Below are 18,390 nucleotides of genomic sequence, written 5' to 3'. Positions count from 1 at the left end.
GTGTTTCCGGTGCTAAAATTTATGATTGTATTTCACCCACATCTACAAACACAACAACTTCATACCGGAGCATCTCCCCTGTCGCATCCTTCAGAATTGGGCCATTCCTGTTGTATGGTTTAATACGAGTGGCTGCCTGCGTTTAAGCAGTTTTTCAGTGGCGAGTATGCTGAGAATACCTGCGCGCCATATGATATTGAGATTTAAGGCATATCGTCTGCGGACGGTATGCCTTTTTTGCGCCTGTTGCCGAATTATACTTATGGCAGCAAGCCGCTGTTGTTTCTTCAAAATGGTACACAACTCTCGAATGAACTTGACATGAAAGGATGGGATTCCTCTTGTTTTCAGTACTCAAAAATTTAGGCTGGTTTTTTAAAAGAGAACGAAGCCGATACTCCATTGGATTGTTTTTGCTGATTGCGGTTGGCGTTTTGGAGCTCGCTCCACCTCGGCTGCTAGGCAGCGCCATTGATGAGATTGTACGTGGTTCGATTTCCTGGTCCTCGCTTTGGCGTTATATTTTGTACATCATAGGGATTCTTGCCATCATCTACTACATTACGTACATATGGATGCACAAGCTGTTTGGTGGTGCTAATCTGGTGGAGCGCCTATTGCGTACACGTTTTATGAATCATTTGCTGCGGATGACCCCTCCATTTTTTGAACGCAATCGTACAGGTGATCTGATGGCTCGTGCCACGAACGACCTTCGCTCTGTAGCAAGTACAGCAGGCTTCGGTATGTTGACATTAACAGACTCCACTGTCTACCTTACCGTTGTATTGGTTGCCATGGGCACCCTGATTAGCTGGAAGCTAACACTGGCGGCCATTCTGCCCCTTCCTTTTATTGCGCTGGCCATGAGTATTTACGGTAAAGCCGTACATGAGCGTTACACACTGGCACAGGATGCATTTGGCGATATGAACGACCAAGTGTTGGAGTCGGTGGCAGGTATCCGTGTCATTCGAGCTTATGTGCAAGAACGAATGGACGAAAAACGTTTTGCCGATATTACTGAGGATGTGTTCCGTAAAAACTTGGCAGTTGCCCGGATGGATGCTCTCTTTGAACCAACGATCCGTTTATGTGTAGGACTTAGCTACGTTATCGGTCTCGGGTATGGTATTTATCTGGTATTTCATAACGATATCACGCTAGGCGAACTAGTATCTTTTAACATGTATCTAGGAATGATGATTTGGCCGATGTTTGCTATTGGCGAGCTAATTAACATTATGCAGCGCGGTAGCGCTTCTCTGGACCGGGTCAATGAAACTCTCGATGTCCAGCCAGACGTTCAGAATGTAGCTCAACCTGTTCCAGTGGATCGTCCCGAATCCATCACCATGAAAGACGTGACTTTCCGTTATCCTACCTCCACTGTTGACAATCTGTCACATGTGAACCTGGAGCTCAAACGCGGAGAAACACTAGGTGTCGTTGGTCGAACAGGCAGCGGGAAATCCACTTTGCTCAAACAGCTATTGCATGAATATCCGACTGGCAGTGGTGATATTTTAATTTCCGGCACCCGGCTGGAGGACATTGCAGTAGAACAATTACACAGCTGGATTGGCTACGTGCCGCAAGAACAAATCTTGTTCTCCAAATCGGTGCGCGAGAACATTCAGTTCGGGAAGCCCGGGGCAGATGATGGCGACATCATGGAAGCGATCCGTACGGCTGCCTTTGACCAAGATTTGGGTACCCTGTCCGATGGGCTGGATACACTGGTCGGAGAAAAAGGCATCGCCCTGTCCGGCGGTCAGAAGCAGCGTGTTTCGCTTGCGCGCGCCTTTATCGGTGATCCAGATGTTCTAGTGCTCGACGATGCACTGTCAGCAGTAGATGCTCGCACGGAAGCACGTATTATTGACAATATCCGGCATAAGCGCTCGGGTAAAACAACCTTGATCTCCACTCACCGTCTATCGGCTGTAGAGCATGCAGACCGGATCGTCGTGCTGGAGCAAGGACGCATTATTGAGGAAGGAACCCACAACGAGCTGCTTCAGGCTGACGGATGGTACCGACAACAATATGAACGGCAACAAGTGGAATCTGATCTGACCTCAGGGGAGGTATCCTAATGAAACCCAATATCGGCAAAAGACTGTTCCAGTATGCACTGACGAGCAAAGCGGGTTTTATTGCCGCTCTTATCGCCTTGGCTATTGGAGTAGCCGCCGAGCTGGCCGGTCCCTTCATCGCCAAAACGATGATTGACGACCATATGCTCGCTATTGAAAAACCATTTTATGAGACGACTAGTGTGGACGGCGCTGTAAGTTATGCTGGAACCCATTTTAAACGTGAAGATCGCTTTGAAGCCGGGGAGGCCAAAGGGCGCGAAGCGAGGATTTTACAAGTTGGCAAATCTTTTGTATTTGTCGATGGCTCTGTCCAAGTAGCGGATGGTAACCGATCCTTTACGAACGGTACGTTGACCGTGACACGCAGCTCCGACACCTTTCATTACAAAGCCAAGGCTTTAACCGCTGATGAGCTGTATAGCTTTTATAAACCAGAAATGCCCGGCATCTTTCAGCTGATTGGGTGGTATTGCTTCTTTTTGGTCGTTTCGATTTTTGCCGAATTCGGCAAAACATACTGGCTGCAATCCTCGGCGAACAAGGTCATTCAGAAGCTTCGACTTGATCTCTACGCACACATTCAGCGCTTGCCAGTTTACTTTTTTGATAACTTACCCGCAGGCAAGGTCGTATCCCGTGTTACGAATGACACGGAGGCAGTCAAAGATTTGTTTGTGGCTGTACTCTCCAACTTCACTTCAGGGATTGTAACGATGATAGGGGTATATGTTGCACTCTTTTTACTGGACTTCAGACTGGGTCTGATCTCTCTATTTATTGTACCGTTACTGATCTTATGGATCATATTGTACCGCAAGGTTGCAACTCGCTATAACACGATCATTCGGTCCAGACTCAGTGAGATTAATGCGATTATCAATGAATCCATTCAGGGGATGTCCATTATTCGCGTATTCCGGCATCAGAAACAAACACAGCAAGAGTTTGAAGAGTTGAATGATGACTATATGAAGCATCAGAATAAAATGCTGAATTTGAACGCTTTTACTTCGCATAATTTGGTCAACGTATTGAGAAACCTCGCCTTCGCTGTCGTGTTGTGGTATTTTGGATCTGCAGCGCTTGGCACTACAGGTAGTGCGATATCATTAGGGGTATTGTATGCCTTCGTCGATGTGTTGGGTCGATTGTTCCAACCTATTACGGGTATGGTCAACCAGCTCGCCGTACTGGATACTTCCATCGTATCCTCAGGACGTGTATTTGAATTGATGGACGAAACTGGAGAGCCAGTGACAGACGGTACTATGCCGCGTTACAAAGGCCAGGTAGAATTTAACGACGTTTCCTTTGCCTACAAAAAGGATGATGTGCTTAAGCATATTTCCTTTACAGCACAGCCTGGTCAAACGGTTGCCCTTGTCGGGCATACCGGATCAGGTAAGAGTTCGATTATCAACCTGCTATTCCGGTTCTATGATCCGCAAAAAGGGTCGATCACCATTGACGGAACGCCTGTCAAAAATATTCCTAAGCAATGGCTTCGCCATCATATGGGTATTGTTCTTCAAGATCCATATTTGTTCACAGGTACGGTAGCCTCTAATGTCAGTCTCGGCGACAGCAGAATTACGAGAGAACAGGTGAATAAAGCGCTGCATGACGTTGGAGCCGACAAACTGTTAGCCCATTTGCCCCAAGGATTTGATGAGCCTGTTATTGAAAAAGGCAGTACCTTATCCGCCGGGCAACGCCAGCTTATTTCGTTTGCTCGCGCGTTAGCCTTTGATCCTGCCATTTTAATTCTGGATGAAGCTACCGCCAACATTGATACCGAAACGGAAGCACTCATTCAATCTGCTCTTGAGGTGCTCAAAAAGGGACGTACGACCTTTATCATTGCCCACCGTTTGTCCACCATTCGTAGTGCAGACCAAATTTTGGTGCTGCATCGGGGTGAAATTGTTGAACGGGGTAGCCATGACGAGCTTATGGCCCAAGGCGGACGTTACTTCCAAATGTATCAACTCCAGTCAGGAACGGTTGCAGCAGAATCTGCGTCTTCCTCAGCTACACATCCTGTGCAAAATGACTTGCTTACAGGCAAAGTCGCATTTAAAGCTTAAATAATACTAGAGCTTGGGCTTACAATTAACATTTAGCAAGAAAAAGCCAGCGGTCTCCATTCTTATGGGGGGAACTCGCTGGCTTTATTTTATATATTGACATATGGCTTAAAGTTTTATTTAGCTACAGACGTGCCTGTTCCTGTGGGCGGAAGCACGGTTCCATCGACTGCTTTGAGCGTAACCTTATACTTACTGTCTACCAATGTACTGGTGTGGGTATCCGTAATGACTTGAATATTCATTTCCCCTGGTTTTGGACTAGTCAGCTTGTAGTAAATGACTGCATTCGTATCATCTACGTAGTCGATGTGATCCACTTCAATGCGGTAACCTGGATTAGGTGCCTGCAGACGGGTGATGGTCACTTTGTTCTGTTGGTCATTCGCCTTCTCTATGCTCATACTAATATTAGTTTGTTGAACCGGATCTACAGGCTCAGCTGGATTTTCCGGAGTGGCTTGCACCGGTTTATAACTTTGTACAAACTCGGATGCATGGTAGACCATTTCTGCTGCCTCCATCCGTGTTACTTTACGATCCGGGTTAAAGTTGCTTTCTTTGTCCAATTTTGCAATTTTGGTCAACAGGAGAAATTGCACTGCTTCGTTCGACTCTTGGTCTAATTTTTTGCCATCTGCTACATTAATGAACATACGAACCGTAGGATATTCACCTGTTGCACTCACGGCTTTGTACAGAATATTCGCGAATTGTTCCCTTGTCATACGGGTGCTCGGATCAATATCCGGTGACAGAGGGATTTGGTGCTGGACTGCAATCCGATAGGAATCGGCATACCATGCGGAAGCCGGAATGTTTGCAAAGGAGCCCGTGGTGAAATCAGGCATAACCTGAAAATCCATCGCACGAACAACCAAGTGTACTCCTTGTGCATACGTGAGTGTTTGATCTGGTGCAAACTTATCTTTGGTTATCCCTTGAATAATTCCTTTATTCTGAAGTGAACTTACGATCTTCTCCTGCTCAGCTCCCTTTATATCTCGAAAAGCAGAAGCCGACGTAGCCACAGCCAATGAACAGACGACAAGCAGCGCAGCTGCCACGCTTTTATTTTTAATCATGAGATACACCTCCATGTTTACTTTGCTTCTATACTTACGGACGCAATAAAACCATCAAATGTTTCAAATATGCACAAATTGGTTGCAAAACAATGGAATACCTTAGCTATTAGTGTAACCCGTCTTGCTCTTTTCCGCTCACCATATCCATGCAAACCCAAAAGTGTCTATGACAGTTTTCCTTTTGCAGCACCTTTTAGAGAAAAAGAGCTGACTCGCAGTAATTTAGCTAGCAAAAGCAGCAGTGTACCTAACAAAAATACCCACTTGTGGTAGCTTACATCCGATTAGGAGCTTTCAGTCCAAGAAGTCGCAGTGTACTTGCCAGCATATCCGCAGTCTGTTCCGCCAACTGAATGCGCCACTGTCCACCATCGACAATCCTTTCCTTAGCATAAAAACGGTTGAACGCTTGTGCTGTATCTAATGCAAATCTCGCAATAACCGAAGGTTCCAGTTGCCTAGCAGCACGTATTAGCTGTCCGTGATAGCGATCCAACTGCTTAAGCAGCGCCCAGCCTGCGTCACCCAGCATTTCATCCGAAACGATATTCAAATCAGGAGAATGCCCGTCTTGGGCAAGGACGTTGTCACTGGAATTAGAATCAACATCAGAGCGGGCGTGAGCTTTCTCCAAAAGACTGCGTATGCGCGCATGAGTATACTGCACATAAGGGCCAGTCTCACCTTCAAAGGTCAGTGCCTCCTCTAACGAAAAATCCACTTCATTCAGACGGTTATTTTTTAAATCGCCAAAAATAATCGCTCCGATGCCAACGTCTTCAGCTATTGCCTGTTGCTCCAGCAAATTGGGATTTTTCTCCGTAATGATGGCTTGAGCACGCGCTACAGCTTCATCCAGCACTTCCTCCAGTTTCACCACCTTGCCGCGTCTTGTGGACATTTTTTTGCCTGCAAACCGCATTAAACCAAACGGTACATGCTCACATTGCTCTGCCCATGTCTCCCCTGCATGCTTCAGCACCGCAAATACCTGTTGGAAATGTAACTTCTGTTCCCCGCCAACGACATACAGCAGGCGATCAGCCTTCATCACTTCATGACGATAAATCGCTGTTGCCAGATCACGGGTGGGATAAATGGTAGTCCCATCTTTTTTCAAAATAAGACACGGCGGCAGTTGCTCGTCTTCCAGACGAACCACAAGCGCTCCATCACTTTCTTCCAGCAGTCCTTTTGCTCTTAATTGGGCAACAACTGCCTGCATTTTATCATTGTAAAAACTTTCCCCCAACACATGGTCAAACGAAATGTTAAGACGTTGGTACATACGGTCAAATTCACCCAGACTGACTTCAACAAAAAACTCCCACAGTTGTTGAGCCTCAGTATCCCCCTGCTCCAAACGTCGGAACCACTCGCGGCCTTCATCATCCAAAGACGGATCATGCTCGGCCTCCTGATGAAAACGGACATATAGCTTCAACGATTCCCCGATCGGATCATGTTGTAGCTGCTCCTCATTGCCCCATCTTTTATAGGCCGCAATTTGCTTGCCAAATTGTGTCCCCCAATCCCCTAGATGATTCACACTAATCGGCACATATCCGGTTTCACCAAGTATGCGATACAAGGCGGCACCAATAACAGTAGAGCGAAGATGACCGATACCAAATGGTTTGGCAATATTGGGCGAAGACATATCAATCACTACTCGCTGTCCATATCCGATATTGGGCTTGAGAAACTCAGCCTTGCTCAATTCAGCAATCATTGGTGGAATATGAACAGATCGATCCAATGTAATATTTACATAGGCACCCGATGCTGAAGCAGTTAGACCCGCTTCATGGCTTACTAGCTCTGCCAATTCCATTGCAATATGCTGTGGAGACTTTCGAAATTTTTTAGCCAGCACAAAACAGGGAAACGCCACATCTCCCCATTCAGGCTGCGGAGGCACCTCGAATAAAGATAAAACTTCTTTCTCCTCCAAGCCCGTATGAGCTACAATAGCTTGGGTAGCAATCATCAACAACATGTTCCTCTCTCCTTCTTTTTATAAGATCTAACAAAAAAAGCCCTCGCCTCTTGATATAATCAAGAGACGAGAACTTCGATATCCCGCGGTACCACTCTTCGTAAATCGGTTGTATAGCTAAAGCTAGCTTACACAAAATCGCGATTTCACTCCATTGACAAATAACGGTGTCTGCCGGGCTGATCTACTAGAAGCTTTTATCGTTGGATCAACCGTCTCCCGGGTGCGCTTCACATCGGATTTCATACCGGCTTTCACCTCTTCCGGCTCGCTGTAATGATACGGTTCCGTTGCTACTCTCCCGTTCCTTGACGTTAATTCCCACCATTATACAAACCTATTTAGTAGAAAGCAACCTTTTATTCCCTCTTCAGGGACTAGTTCTGTATATGTAATTACACTGCCACCAATTGGCGACAGGCTTCAACACAATGACGGCAGGCTTCTGCACAATGTTTGCAATGATTATGGGAATGCTTGCTGCATTCAGCAGCACATACCTCACAGGCTTTGGCACATAGCTCACAGATTTCCTCGGCAAAATCCGTTCCGCGCTGCAACATTTGAGCAGCAAACCCACATATCTCTGCGCATTCCCTACTCACTCGAATACATTCACGCAGCATAGCTAGATCATATTCCTTCAAACTTGCTACATAGCATACATTGCAAGCGTTCATACATTCCAGGCAAGCATCCACGCATTTTTGGTATGAATGATTCATAATACATTACCTCCCAGTTGTTGATCCTGCTGTACTATTACCCGCTGAACCTTGAAATTAATCATTTGATGTTCGCGCTTTCAACAAAATAAACCCAGAAAATCCCGACTTATGTAAGGAAGTGTACTATATTCCAAGGTGTAAGCGCAAGGATATTAATCACATAACTTTTTAGCCTTTGTTTCTGACTTGCATCCAGTCTGTCATTCCTCTATTGTAAAAAAAGAGTATGCTTAACCACTGATCAAGGAGTGAACATTGTAATGAATATAACATCTGTAGAGGAGCACCGACAGGAATCTCCGCAACAGGTTAACTGCATGGTCGTGACCGTCTCGGATACACGTACCATGGAAACCGATACTGGGGGACGACTGCTCAAGGAACTACTAGAAACGAATGGGTACAAGGTTGTTCGATATGTTATCGTCAAGGACGACTATGAAGGAATCCGGCTGTTGGTAGCCGAAGCTGCGGCACATGAGGACATCGAGGCTGTACTTTTAACAGGTGGTACTGGCATCTCTCCGCGTGATACTACATATGAAGCCGTCTCCTCTCTACTGGATAAGGAACTACCTGGGTTTGGAGAAATCTTCCGTTACTTAAGCTTTGCTGAGGACATTGGATCAGCAGCTATATTAAGCCGGGCTGTAGCGGGCACTGTGGGCCAGACAGCTGTGTTTTCTATGCCTGGCTCCCGCGGAGCCGTTCGTTTGGCAATGGAACGCATTATTGTCCCTGAGCTGCGTCATGTAATGAGAGAAATTTATAAATAAGCTCCTATTTACACATTGCAGATACAAAAAAGGCACCCCATACATAGATGAGGTGCCTCTTCACATTATTCCTTTTCTTCAACTTCGGGCTGCATGTAGCTGTCAATCAGCTTTTGCTTCAGCTCCCATACCTTCTCACTAAGATTTACGCGATAAATTTCAGGGTTCAGCTTCCGCAAATATTCTGGCCAAAACAGTTTCAACTGTGATGCATGATAGGCACGAATTTCATCCAGTTCAGGAAGCTCGTATACCTTCTGCCCATTTACAAAAATAGGTTCAAGCATCGGTACAGCTTCATAATTTTCTACATACTTCTTCATATATGGATGCAAAGGGTTAAACAGCTTCAGGCGCTTACCATTACGCGGACGTTCTTCATCCGGGAAAGAAATGTAATCAGCTACAGCTCTCCCTTTCTTCTTATCCACAATACGGTATACATCCTTTTTGCCTGGTGTAGATACTTTTTCCGGGTTACCCGAGATTTTAATCGTCGGCAGCATTTCACCGTCCACTTCCCGCTCAACCAGCTTGTACACTCCACCCAGTGAAGGTTGATCTGAAGCTGTAATCAGCTGTGTTCCTACACCCCACACATCAATACGTGCCCCTTGGGCTTTTAGATTGAAAATCGTATTTTCATCCAAATCGTTGGAAGCTACAATTTGTACGTAATCCAAACCTTCAGCATCCAGCATTTCCCGTGCCTGAATAGATAGATAAGCCAAATCACCGCTATCCAAACGGATGGCATTCATACGCTTTCCTTGACTCTCCAGCATCTTTGCTGTCCGAATCGCATGGGGAACACCGCTCTCCAGCGTGTCAAAGGTATCTACCAGTAGCGTAACCTGATCTGGCAAAACCTTCGCATACACGTCGAACGCCTCTTGCTCCGTCATAAAGGTTTGTACCCATGAATGGGCATGTGTCCCTTTTGTCGGAATCCCAAAGTGTTCGCCTGCCAGCATATTAGAAGTCGCATCGAAACCTGCAACATAAGCAGCACGTGCTCCCCAAATAGCTGCATCTGCCTCCTGCGCACGTCGTGTGCCAAATTCGAGCAGTGTATCGTCACTTGCCACCTGTTTGATACGTGATGCTTTTGTCGCAATGAGTGTCTGGTAATTCATAAAATTCAACAATGCCGTCTCGACAAGCTGCGTTTCCATAATGGTTCCTTCAACACGTACCAGAGGCTCATTCGGAAAAACAAGCGCTCCTTCCTTCATCGAGTGGACCGTTCCGCCAAACTTAAACTGGCGCAATGCCTCCATGAACATGGGATCGTACTTTTCCTCCTGCTCTGACAGATAGCGAATGTCCTCTTCTGTAAACCGCAAGTTTGAAATGTAATTCACAATGCGTTCCAGACCAGCAAACACGGCATATCCATTGCCAAAAGGAAGCTTACGAAAATACGCCTCGAACACAGCTTTACGTTGGTGACTTCCGTTCACCCAATGGGCGTACATCATATTAATCTGATATTTATCTGTATGTAATGCGAGGCTTGTTGACTTCATCGTATCATCCTCTCTGACTGTCCCTGGATTGGTGACGGCATACCGTCTTATCTGCCCAGATTCAGCAATATCCGGCTCTAATTTGTTATCGGACATTGGTGCACAATCGTTCAGTTATTTTACTTCTTCTGGAGCAAAAGCGTATCTTCAGCCGACCGCACCGTGGCTCCAAGACTTCCCTCAAAATGGCCCAAAGCCCAATCATGTCCCGCCTGATTAAAGCTCGCCACAGCGTCCTTGTATACGGTAATAGCAAAACCTTTGTTGTAAGCATCTACAGCTGTATGCAGCACACATATATCTGTACACACACCAATCAAATGAACTTCCAGAATCCCGCGTTCGCGCAACCTGAGTTCCAGATCCGTACCAGCAAAAGCACTGTACCGTGTTTTATCCAACCAATAGATACGATCACTTTGTTGCTTATAAAGGCTATGGAGTTTACCATACAATTGTCGTCCGTTGGTTCCACGTATATTATGTGGAGGAAACAGCTTACTCTCCGGGTGATAGAGGTCGTTCTCCTCATGTAAATCCACAGCCATGACAACAAAGTCCCCTTGATCCACGTAGGCCTGCGTAATAGCTGTGATCCGTTCATCTAGCTCAATTGCAGGTTGCCCCACAGGCAGACTACCGTCCACAAAATCTTTCGTGTAATCAATAACAATCAGTGCCTTCATCGTACAGTCAGCTCCTTATCATCAAAGTGAGGTTGTACACTCTATGCGTGACCTATTCCAATAAAAGTTACGTATAGATAGATAAACGCGGTACTCTATCACTAAAGCGATACAACTGGGCCGGTCTTTGTGAATACTGATTGGAACTGAGCGGTTTGCCATTCTCATCCCGCACCTCTTCCAGTATTCCCTGTCTGCTACGAGTCGATGTTATTTTGCGAATAAAATTCGGCTCTTCGAAATCCGGTACGACGCTCTGAATCACCTGATACAATTCACCCAGTGTAAAATGTGGCGGTAAAAACTGCTTGGCTATCGTTGTCTGAAGCATCTGCAACTGAATTTTGCGATAAGCATCAACTATGATATCCCGGTGATCGAACGCCAGCTCCAATTCCTCCAACGCTTCTCTGATCGTAAATAACCCAACCTCAGAAGCATCATCAGCCGCCTGACGCTGCTCTAGCATCCATTCCTCTACCAGTGCAAAAAACGCATGCGATATAATCCACCCACGCGGATCACGACCTGGTCCACTATATACGCCCAAATACTCCAGATGCCCGCCATCTACACCCGTTTCCTCTAACAGTTCCCGCTTGGCCGCTCCATATATGGATTCATCTTCTTGACAAAACCCTCCAGGCAACGCCCAGCGTCCCGCAAACGGCCAACTACGGCGCTTGATGAGCATTACTTTCAGCTCACGAATCGGCAATGTTTTTGTTACCGTCTTGCGCTCACGCTTCGTTAAAGTAAACATTACGATATCCGCCGGAGCACCATCCGGGGTACGGTATTTCTTAATGTTATAAGACGCCTTCTGCGCCTCTTCGTTTATACGATTGCTATCCATTGGCATCACCATATTATATCGTTTTGATAAATTCATTATGACATAATAAAAATTTTTGTCAAGCGTCAGGCCTTGCCTGAATCACTTGCTTGTTGACGCAATACTCGGAAGGTTGCTGTAGCTGTACAACCGAGCGTACCTTCACTATCCCTCACTTCTGCCTGAGTGGTTATGGTGCGGCCTGCCTGATGAACAATCCGTGCCTTAACCTCCAGCCGTCCTTGTCTCATGGCTGACAAGAAATGAACGTTAAGATTCGTTGTTACACATGAATCCATATTTCGTGAAGCCATACTGACCATCCCCATCGCCTGATCCATCAATGTTGTGAGCACCCCCCCATGTACAATCCCCATCACATTGGTATGGTGTTGTTTGGCCTCCAAAGCGATATGTGCCTCGTTAGCATCAGCTGTAATCAGCTCACATCCTAAGTACTCCCAAAAAGTATTTTCTTCACCCTCTAGCATCTTACGCAACTTACCATTCCCTCGCTTTCATCCCATCTATGATGTCGCAATTCTTTTGGTATCTCATGAACATTTACAATGAGTAATTGCTTTCGAAAAAAAGGCGTGGAAGCTAAGCCTCCACACCATAAATCTTATTCTAGTCACTGCAATTCGAGGAGGAAGTAGTCTTTCCCTCTTCTACGTTCACCTTTTCAGCAACCGTATCACGGATGGCCGTGATCACCATCTGCAGCAGCTCATTAATTTCTACCTGACTCTGCTGAAACTCCGTTACAATTGGAATACCGTCAAGCTCCTCCTGTAGCTCTTGAAGTTCAGCTTCTATTTTGGCAATCATTTTTTGATTCTTTAAAGATTCAAATGCTACGATTTCCTTTTGCTTCTTCTTCATCGTTGCAATCAGTTGCTGGATGCGCTCATGATCCTGAATCTTTTCTTCTGCTTTCCGAAACACCTGTACTTCCTCACTGCTGCCCAGAATACCCGCCAACTCTTTGGCCTTTGCCAATATCATATCGCGATTGACCAAATGATCATGCTGGCGCGCTGCCGATTGAAGTTCTGTTTGTTGCAACCGCTCCTCTGTCATTGTCCATCGCTCCTTTTTTCACTTAGATGGTCTTGCATGCAGCCCTTTAATCAGACCGCATGCAGGCCGCTAGACTATTCTTTTTATCCGTTAACCGCTACTGGCGTTTGAACCAAGTCACCTTTAATGTAGAAGGTCATAGGCTCTGTAATTTTTACTTGGACAAAGGAACCAATCAGGTCCTTAGAACCTTCAAAATGAACCAGCTTATTGGAACGAGTCCGACCAGCAAGCACTTTGCTGTCATTTTTACTCTCGCCTTCCACCAGCACTTCAACCACCTCACCACGCAATCGACTATTAAAGCGTAGGCTGTTTTGATTCACAGCAATGTTCAGACGCCGGAGACGCTCTTTTTTGACCGACATAGGCACATTATCTTCCATCGAAGCCGCTGGCGTGCCTTCACGTGGTGAATAAATAAATGTATAGGCAAAGTCATAGCCCACTTCACGCACCAGAGATAGTGTATCTTCGAACTGTTCGTCTGTTTCACCCGGGAAACCTACGATAATATCTGTTGTCAGAGAAACATGCGGAACAGCCGCTTTTATCTTCGCTGCCAGCTCCAAAACACGCTCACGAGTATATTTTCGGTTCATTTTCTTCAAAATATCCGTATTACCGGATTGTACAGGCAGATGAATATGCTCCACCAGATTGCCGCCCTTACCAAGCACTTCAACCAAATGGTCGTCAAAATCACGCGGATGTGAGGTCGTAAAACGTACACGCGGAATATTGATTTTGCGCATATCATCCATCAGATCCCCGAATCTGTAATTCATATCTTTTAAATCCTTGCCATAGGCATTGACATTCTGACCCAGCAGGGTGATCTCTTTAAATCCTTGACGGGCCAAATCCCGTACCTCAGCAATAACATCCTCTGGCCGACGACTTCTTTCCTTACCACGTGTGAAAGGAACGATGCAATAAGTGCAAAACTTATCACAGCCATACATGATGTTTACCCAAGCCCGCATACCCTCACGCTTCTTCGGCAGGTTTTCGATAATGTCGCCCTCCTTGGACCACACTTCAACCACCATTTCTTTGCTAAAGAGGGCTTCCTTGACAAGCTGAGGCAAACGATGAATATTATGGGTACCAAAGATCATATCAACAAAACCGTGTTTTTGCATAATCCGGTTCACAACATTCTCTTCCTGCGACATGCAGCCACATACACCAAGCAGCAGTCCCGGCTTTTCTGTTTTGAGATGCTTGAGGTGACCCAGCTCACCAAACACTTTATCTTCCGCATTTTCACGGATAGCGCAAGTGTTCAGTAAAATGATATCTGCTTCCTTCCGATCCTCGGTTGCCTGGTAGCCCATTTGCTCCAGCAAGCCTTTGATTGTTTCAGAATCATGCTCATTCATCTGGCAACCGAATGTATATACGATATAATGCTTGCCCTCACCGATATGCTTTAGCTCATCCGGGACTGCGTTATCATACAATACCTGTACGTCCTCTTTACCACGCTGTTTTTCTTTTCTATGGTTCGGCTCCGCCATAATGTTGATTTCACGTCCGCGAATACGAATCTTTTTGCTGTGCTCATCTTCAGAAATGATCTTCGCATCCGAGAAATCAAAATATTTGGAGTAATCTTTTGTTTCCTTAGCCATTCCCTGGTCACTCCTTACACCATCTATTTCACGAGCTCATTTGTGATTTTACTGTATCTTTAGGCATTGGTTATTTTATTTTAAGCTCCAAAAAAACCTTTGAAAAAGGCATTACACTAAATTATAGCATGATTTATAGGCCATAGCCATAGATCATCCCCGGATACGATTCAGATGCAGTGTGATGCTAAAGTTTTTTTATGTTTATAGGTAAGGATTTGTGTATGTATAGCATATAAAAAAAGTCCGACTCTTTTGTAAGAATCGGACTTTTACAACTTGTTTATCAAATACGTGTATTAGTCTACGATTTCAGCAGTGTCACCGTTTTTCACACCGGCTCCGTTCGCTTCATCCGTGTCAATATGCATATCCAAAGCAAAAGAATCGGACACACGTGCAAGAACATTTTCAAATACAAGGCCACGTTCGCCGCCTACACGTACTTTCAGCAACTGCTTGTCTTTAATGTCCCACTTAGCTGCATCAGAAGTATGGAAATGAATATGACGGGCTGCTACAATAACGCCCTCTTGCAGTTCCACTTCACCAGCTGGTCCTTTTACTGTAATTCCTGGTGTACCATCAATGCTACCGGATTCGCGTACAGGTGCCTTTACACCAATAGCAAAGGAATCTGTGCGAGAGATTTCCAGTTGAGAAGCGGGACGAGCAGGTCCCAAAATGCGAACCTTATCAAATTGGCCCTTAGGACCAATTACAGCTACCGTTTCACTTGCAGCAAATTGTCCTGGTTGGGACAAAGGTTTAAATTCAGTCAATTGATAGCCTGCTCCGAACAAGATTTCAATATGCTCTTGAGTCAGGTGAATATGACGGGCGGAAACGCCGACAGGTACGATTTTAGTCATCGTGTGGTCACTCCTTTTTCTCTATACAATACTTTACACATCTATGCTATTATACTCCTATTTCGACAAGAAAGAAAAGGATAGCACATAAAGTTCCCTTTTTCGCCCTAACCAGCCATACATATCGTCCCTATAAAACTTTGGATCAAACCGTCATTTTAGCAAACAGAAGAAAGAAAAGCATGATCGCAGCTACGATGAGATGAGGAACTACAATAAATATATTCAGAATAAACAGGACACAGAGAATTCCAGTTAAGAAAAGAATGACTCTGAGACGAGGTTTAAGGTGACTTAATCTGTACTGATGGAATACCAGCAAGACTGACAAAAAATAAATAAAAACAGAAGCAAAAGTAAAGCAAAGTACAAAAGTATAGGCTGCTTGCCCCAAAAATAAGAGCTGTATGGAAGCCGCAAGCATGCTAAGAGAAAGATAAATAAACAAATGGCCATAAATAATAGTCTGTCCTGCTGTTTGTTTTGATTTGTCTACGCGCTTCTCTATATTCTCAAAATATTGCCACCAGATTGCAATGACCAGCACAAATGTCAAAGCAGCAAATACAATGGAGGAAACTGTGAAATGATCGGCTTGTAAAACAGAAAGTATACTTATCACTGATTCTCCAAGCAGGATTAAGGTAAACTGCGCAAATCGCTCCAAAAGATGCTCTGTATGGATAGGTGTGATCACCAGCTTTTTACGACCGATCAAAGGAACGAGGATATCTACCGCAATGCCAGTATATAAAATCAAATATCGAACCCACGAGTCGAAGAAAAGGGAGCAGCTAGAGATGACTATCCCAACCCAAAGATAGGTTCCAAAAAAACGAGCTGTTTCCTGTTTATGAGCTGTTTCTTTGGGGGCCGTAAGTAGATATTGAACGACAGTCAGGCCTCTTAAACCAATATAGCCAACAAAAAAAGATGCATAGTACGCATCAAAATCTACATTCAAGCTGGCAGTCATGATTAATACAAAAAATAATTGCAAAATCATAAAAATTCGATGCGTTATACTGTCTTGACCAAAACGATTGTTATAGACAGTTTGCCCCACCCATGCCCACCAGATCGGAATAAAAATCAAAATAAACTTCTCTAAATTATGCCAACCAACACTGCCATGCTCAACATGTAGTAAAACATGAGTCGCCTTGGACACAGCTGCTACAAACAATAAATCATAAAAGAGTTCAAGCCAGGTAACCTTTTTTATCAACATGATGTAACGGAGCTCCCCTCTAGTATGGCGGTATAGCATGGTGCTGTCAGACTCGCTCCTACGTATGTCCAATTTCGGAAAGCGTTATTTTAGCCCCATGCAATCCTCGGATGCTCCAATTATTTCGTAATCGTTCTCGCTTTGTCAAGAAAATGCCAGCCGAAAGCAACTGCTATATTAAGCTATTTTAAGAAGACATTTTAGATGGCAGATTCGTTCGCAAATAGTCCAGTGCATGTTCTCCCAGCCATCCCTTGACCAGCTCCTCAGAGTAATGCTTCAACAGTAGTTCTGCAAAAGCCGGATATTTTCCCGCGTGCTCCAGTCCTCGCACATGGGCCTCGATACCATCAAAATCAGAGCCAAACATCAAATGTCTTTCGCCACCTAATGAACAAATGTGATCAATGTGCGGTAGCAGGTCCTCAGCGTGCACTGTACCCTGCTCTTTCAGAAACATCGTGACAAAGGTCAATCCAATTCGTCCGTTACGGGCGATCAGTGCCCGAATCTGTTCATCTCGCAAGTTGCGGGGATGAGCACATTTCGCAAAGGCGTTCGAATGCGAGGCGATGGGCGGTAAGGCCGCCTCCTCCATCACCTCCCAAAAGCCTTGTACGGACAAGTGTGATACATCTAGCAGCAGTCCCATACTATTACAGCGATCAACCAAATCACGTCCCTTGCGGGTCAAGCCACCTCCTCTAAGCTCCATAATACCGTCAGCAGCCCAATTTGCATAATTCCACGTCAGCCCGATCAATCGTATTCCCATGGCATAGCATACATCCGCATAAAACGGATTTCCTTCCAGCGCATCTACCCCTTCGAGTGAGAGTAACGCCCAAGGTGGCTCTGTACGATTCGTCCCACTCTCATACCCATTCGTCATCTTCCCTGCTTGCTTCTCTACGCCTGTATGCTGTACTTGCTCCACTTGACGTACAGCGGACATATTTTTGAGTGCTGCCAAGTCCTCTCTCCACAGTAGAGGTTTTAACCCGCCTGAGCTAGAGGTAACATGCTGCCTGAACAGTTCAATTTGACGAACCACATGCTCAAATCTTGGCGTGCCCAATACCTGTGATATATAAATAGCGAACGTTTGCAATCTTACGTTGCCTTCTAGCAAACGCTCTTTTGTGACATCAAGCGATGAATGACTGAAATCCACCTGCGAATCGAGCTGCATTTTACATAACACATCACAGTGCAGGTCAACAACTGGCCAATTCGCTTCAAACTTATCATTCATGCACCATACCTCCATTGGATTAAAGCCCACAAATTTATTTTGAAAACCATAATAACTAAACCACAAAGCAAAAAAGCCCGTTTACAAAACGTAAACAGGCTCAGACAACTTCCATTTATTATCTTGGTTCTACAATCAATTTGATTGCAGTCCGATCTTCTCCGTCAATAACAATGTCTGTAAAAGCAGGAATACAAATCAAATCCACTCCGCTTGGTGCTACAAATCCCCGGGCAATGGCTACCGCTTTAATGGCTTGGTTTAGTGCACCCGCTCCAATCGCCTGTAATTCTGCATTTCCGCGTTCACGCAGTACTCCTGCGAGTGCGCCTGCAACTGAATTGGGATTGGATTTTGCTGATACTTTTAATACATCCATAGTAAGTACCTCCCCTGGGAATGATGATGGTTTGATTCCACTATTAGATGTTATTCGAGGGTCAGTAAAAAATTCCTGCTTTTTGGTGACAGTTTTCCTTATT

Annotated in this window: 16 protein-coding genes and 1 other annotated feature; of the genes, 3 read left to right on the top strand and 13 right to left on the bottom strand. The window is 45.2% G+C overall.

The window, feature by feature from the left end; genetic code table 11:
* The first annotated feature begins 341 nt into the window (after positions 1-341).
* On the top strand, positions 342-2,099 hold the full coding sequence (locus ACU1JV_RS11830; protein WP_058829507.1) for an ABC transporter ATP-binding protein: 1,758 nt from the start codon (positions 342-344) through the stop codon (positions 2,097-2,099).
* On the top strand, positions 2,099-4,189 hold the full coding sequence (locus ACU1JV_RS11825; protein WP_058829506.1) for an ABC transporter ATP-binding protein: 2,091 nt from the start codon (positions 2,099-2,101) through the stop codon (positions 4,187-4,189). Before ACU1JV_RS11830 ends, ACU1JV_RS11825 begins: the two co-directional genes overlap by 1 nt.
* 116 nt (positions 4,190-4,305) lie before the next feature.
* Here the strand turns inward: ACU1JV_RS11825 and ACU1JV_RS11820 are convergent, their stop codons facing one another.
* From ACU1JV_RS11820 to ACU1JV_RS11810, 3 genes are all read right to left on the bottom strand, one after another.
* On the bottom strand, positions 4,306-5,274 hold the full coding sequence (locus ACU1JV_RS11820) for an S-layer homology domain-containing protein (RefSeq protein ID WP_413985972.1): 969 nt from the start codon (positions 5,272-5,274) through the stop codon (positions 4,306-4,308).
* Between the two features lie 277 nt (positions 5,275-5,551).
* A complete protein-coding gene (argS, locus tag ACU1JV_RS11815; protein ID WP_413985971.1) occupies positions 5,552-7,276 on the bottom strand; it encodes an arginine--tRNA ligase in 1,725 nt (574 codons plus the stop codon).
* Between the two features lie 59 nt (positions 7,277-7,335).
* Positions 7,336-7,594 (bottom strand) — a binding site (T-box leader).
* A 77-nt stretch (positions 7,595-7,671) separates the two neighbouring features.
* Positions 7,672-8,001 carry a four-helix bundle copper-binding protein gene (locus ACU1JV_RS11810; protein ID WP_016821017.1) on the bottom strand — a complete coding sequence of 110 codons (330 nt, stop codon included), beginning with the start codon at positions 7,999-8,001 and terminating at the stop codon, positions 7,672-7,674.
* A 263-nt stretch (positions 8,002-8,264) separates the two neighbouring features.
* Between ACU1JV_RS11810 and ACU1JV_RS11805 the strand changes: the two genes are divergently transcribed.
* Complete coding sequence (locus tag ACU1JV_RS11805) at positions 8,265-8,780, top strand: MogA/MoaB family molybdenum cofactor biosynthesis protein (protein WP_413985970.1); 516 nt, start codon at positions 8,265-8,267, stop codon at positions 8,778-8,780.
* A 65-nt stretch (positions 8,781-8,845) separates the two neighbouring features.
* Here the strand turns inward: ACU1JV_RS11805 and ACU1JV_RS11800 are convergent, their stop codons facing one another.
* The 10 genes from ACU1JV_RS11800 to ACU1JV_RS11755 all read right to left on the bottom strand — a co-directional run bounded on the left by ACU1JV_RS11800 (position 8,846) and on the right by ACU1JV_RS11755 (position 18,287).
* Positions 8,846-10,309, bottom strand: a complete 1,464-nt coding sequence (locus ACU1JV_RS11800) for a nicotinate phosphoribosyltransferase (RefSeq protein WP_025679787.1) — start codon at positions 10,307-10,309, stop codon at positions 8,846-8,848.
* 119 nt (positions 10,310-10,428) lie between these two features.
* Complete coding sequence (locus tag ACU1JV_RS11795; RefSeq protein ID WP_025679786.1) at positions 10,429-10,995, bottom strand: cysteine hydrolase family protein; 567 nt, start codon at positions 10,993-10,995, stop codon at positions 10,429-10,431.
* A gap of 67 nt (positions 10,996-11,062) precedes the next feature.
* The gene (locus ACU1JV_RS11790; RefSeq protein ID WP_013370763.1) at positions 11,063-11,851 is read right to left on the bottom strand and encodes an NUDIX domain-containing protein; all 789 of its coding nucleotides are present in this window, start codon (positions 11,849-11,851) and stop codon (positions 11,063-11,065) included.
* 65 nt (positions 11,852-11,916) lie between these two features.
* Positions 11,917-12,321 carry a PaaI family thioesterase gene (locus tag ACU1JV_RS11785; RefSeq protein WP_058710541.1) on the bottom strand — a complete coding sequence of 135 codons (405 nt, stop codon included), beginning with the start codon at positions 12,319-12,321 and terminating at the stop codon, positions 11,917-11,919.
* 139 nt (positions 12,322-12,460) lie between these two features.
* Complete coding sequence (locus ACU1JV_RS11780) at positions 12,461-12,913, bottom strand: RicAFT regulatory complex protein RicA family protein (protein ID WP_025679785.1); 453 nt, start codon at positions 12,911-12,913, stop codon at positions 12,461-12,463.
* Between the two features lie 83 nt (positions 12,914-12,996).
* On the bottom strand, positions 12,997-14,550 hold the full coding sequence (miaB, locus tag ACU1JV_RS11775) for a tRNA (N6-isopentenyl adenosine(37)-C2)-methylthiotransferase MiaB (protein WP_025679783.1): 1,554 nt from the start codon (positions 14,548-14,550) through the stop codon (positions 12,997-12,999).
* 299 nt (positions 14,551-14,849) lie between these two features.
* Positions 14,850-15,422: a phosphate propanoyltransferase gene (pduL, locus tag ACU1JV_RS11770; protein ID WP_413985969.1), complete on the bottom strand. Its 573-nt coding sequence runs from the start codon at positions 15,420-15,422 to the stop codon at positions 14,850-14,852.
* 145 nt (positions 15,423-15,567) lie between these two features.
* Positions 15,568-16,653: a low temperature requirement protein A gene (locus ACU1JV_RS11765; protein ID WP_413985968.1), complete on the bottom strand. Its 1,086-nt coding sequence runs from the start codon at positions 16,651-16,653 to the stop codon at positions 15,568-15,570.
* 187 nt (positions 16,654-16,840) lie between these two features.
* Positions 16,841-17,908 (bottom strand): dipeptidase, encoded by a 1,068-nt coding sequence (locus ACU1JV_RS11760; RefSeq protein WP_013370756.1) that lies wholly within the window; start codon positions 17,906-17,908, stop codon positions 16,841-16,843.
* Positions 17,909-18,026: 118 nt separating this feature from the next.
* On the bottom strand, positions 18,027-18,287 hold the full coding sequence (locus ACU1JV_RS11755; protein WP_007430104.1) for a stage V sporulation protein S: 261 nt from the start codon (positions 18,285-18,287) through the stop codon (positions 18,027-18,029).
* Between the last annotated feature and the right edge of the window lie 103 nt (positions 18,288-18,390).

The sequence above is a fragment of the Paenibacillus sp. T2-29 genome, from assembly GCF_052921365.1.
Note: the sequence above shows the minus strand (reverse complement) of the source record. Positions and strands in the feature narration are given on the sequence as shown.

What these genes read in the sequence shown, in the direction of transcription:
- ACU1JV_RS11825 (WP_058829506.1), top strand. Translation starts at nt 2,099, where the DNA reads ATGAAACCCAATATCGGCAAAAGACTGTTCCAGTATGCACTGACGAGC.
- ACU1JV_RS11820 (WP_413985972.1), bottom strand. Translation starts at nt 5,274, where the DNA reads ATGATTAAAAATAAAAGCGTGGCAGCTGCGCTGCTTGTCGTCTGTTCA.
- argS (WP_413985971.1), bottom strand. Translation starts at nt 7,276, where the DNA reads ATGTTGTTGATGATTGCTACCCAAGCTATTGTAGCTCATACGGGCTTG.
- ACU1JV_RS11810 (WP_016821017.1), bottom strand. Translation starts at nt 8,001, where the DNA reads ATGAATCATTCATACCAAAAATGCGTGGATGCTTGCCTGGAATGTATG.
- ACU1JV_RS11805 (WP_413985970.1), top strand. Translation starts at nt 8,265, where the DNA reads ATGAATATAACATCTGTAGAGGAGCACCGACAGGAATCTCCGCAACAG.
- ACU1JV_RS11800 (WP_025679787.1), bottom strand. Translation starts at nt 10,309, where the DNA reads ATGAAGTCAACAAGCCTCGCATTACATACAGATAAATATCAGATTAAT.
- ACU1JV_RS11795 (WP_025679786.1), bottom strand. Translation starts at nt 10,995, where the DNA reads ATGAAGGCACTGATTGTTATTGATTACACGAAAGATTTTGTGGACGGT.
- ACU1JV_RS11790 (WP_013370763.1), bottom strand. Translation starts at nt 11,851, where the DNA reads ATGGATAGCAATCGTATAAACGAAGAGGCGCAGAAGGCGTCTTATAAC.
- ACU1JV_RS11785 (WP_058710541.1), bottom strand. Translation starts at nt 12,321, where the DNA reads ATGCTAGAGGGTGAAGAAAATACTTTTTGGGAGTACTTAGGATGTGAG.
- ACU1JV_RS11780 (WP_025679785.1), bottom strand. Translation starts at nt 12,913, where the DNA reads ATGACAGAGGAGCGGTTGCAACAAACAGAACTTCAATCGGCAGCGCGC.
- miaB (WP_025679783.1), bottom strand. Translation starts at nt 14,550, where the DNA reads ATGGCTAAGGAAACAAAAGATTACTCCAAATATTTTGATTTCTCGGAT.
- pduL (WP_413985969.1), bottom strand. Translation starts at nt 15,422, where the DNA reads ATGACTAAAATCGTACCTGTCGGCGTTTCCGCCCGTCATATTCACCTG.
- ACU1JV_RS11765 (WP_413985968.1), bottom strand. Translation starts at nt 16,653, where the DNA reads ATGTTGATAAAAAAGGTTACCTGGCTTGAACTCTTTTATGATTTATTG.
- ACU1JV_RS11760 (WP_013370756.1), bottom strand. Translation starts at nt 17,908, where the DNA reads ATGAATGATAAGTTTGAAGCGAATTGGCCAGTTGTTGACCTGCACTGT.
- ACU1JV_RS11755 (WP_007430104.1), bottom strand. Translation starts at nt 18,287, where the DNA reads ATGGATGTATTAAAAGTATCAGCAAAATCCAATCCCAATTCAGTTGCA.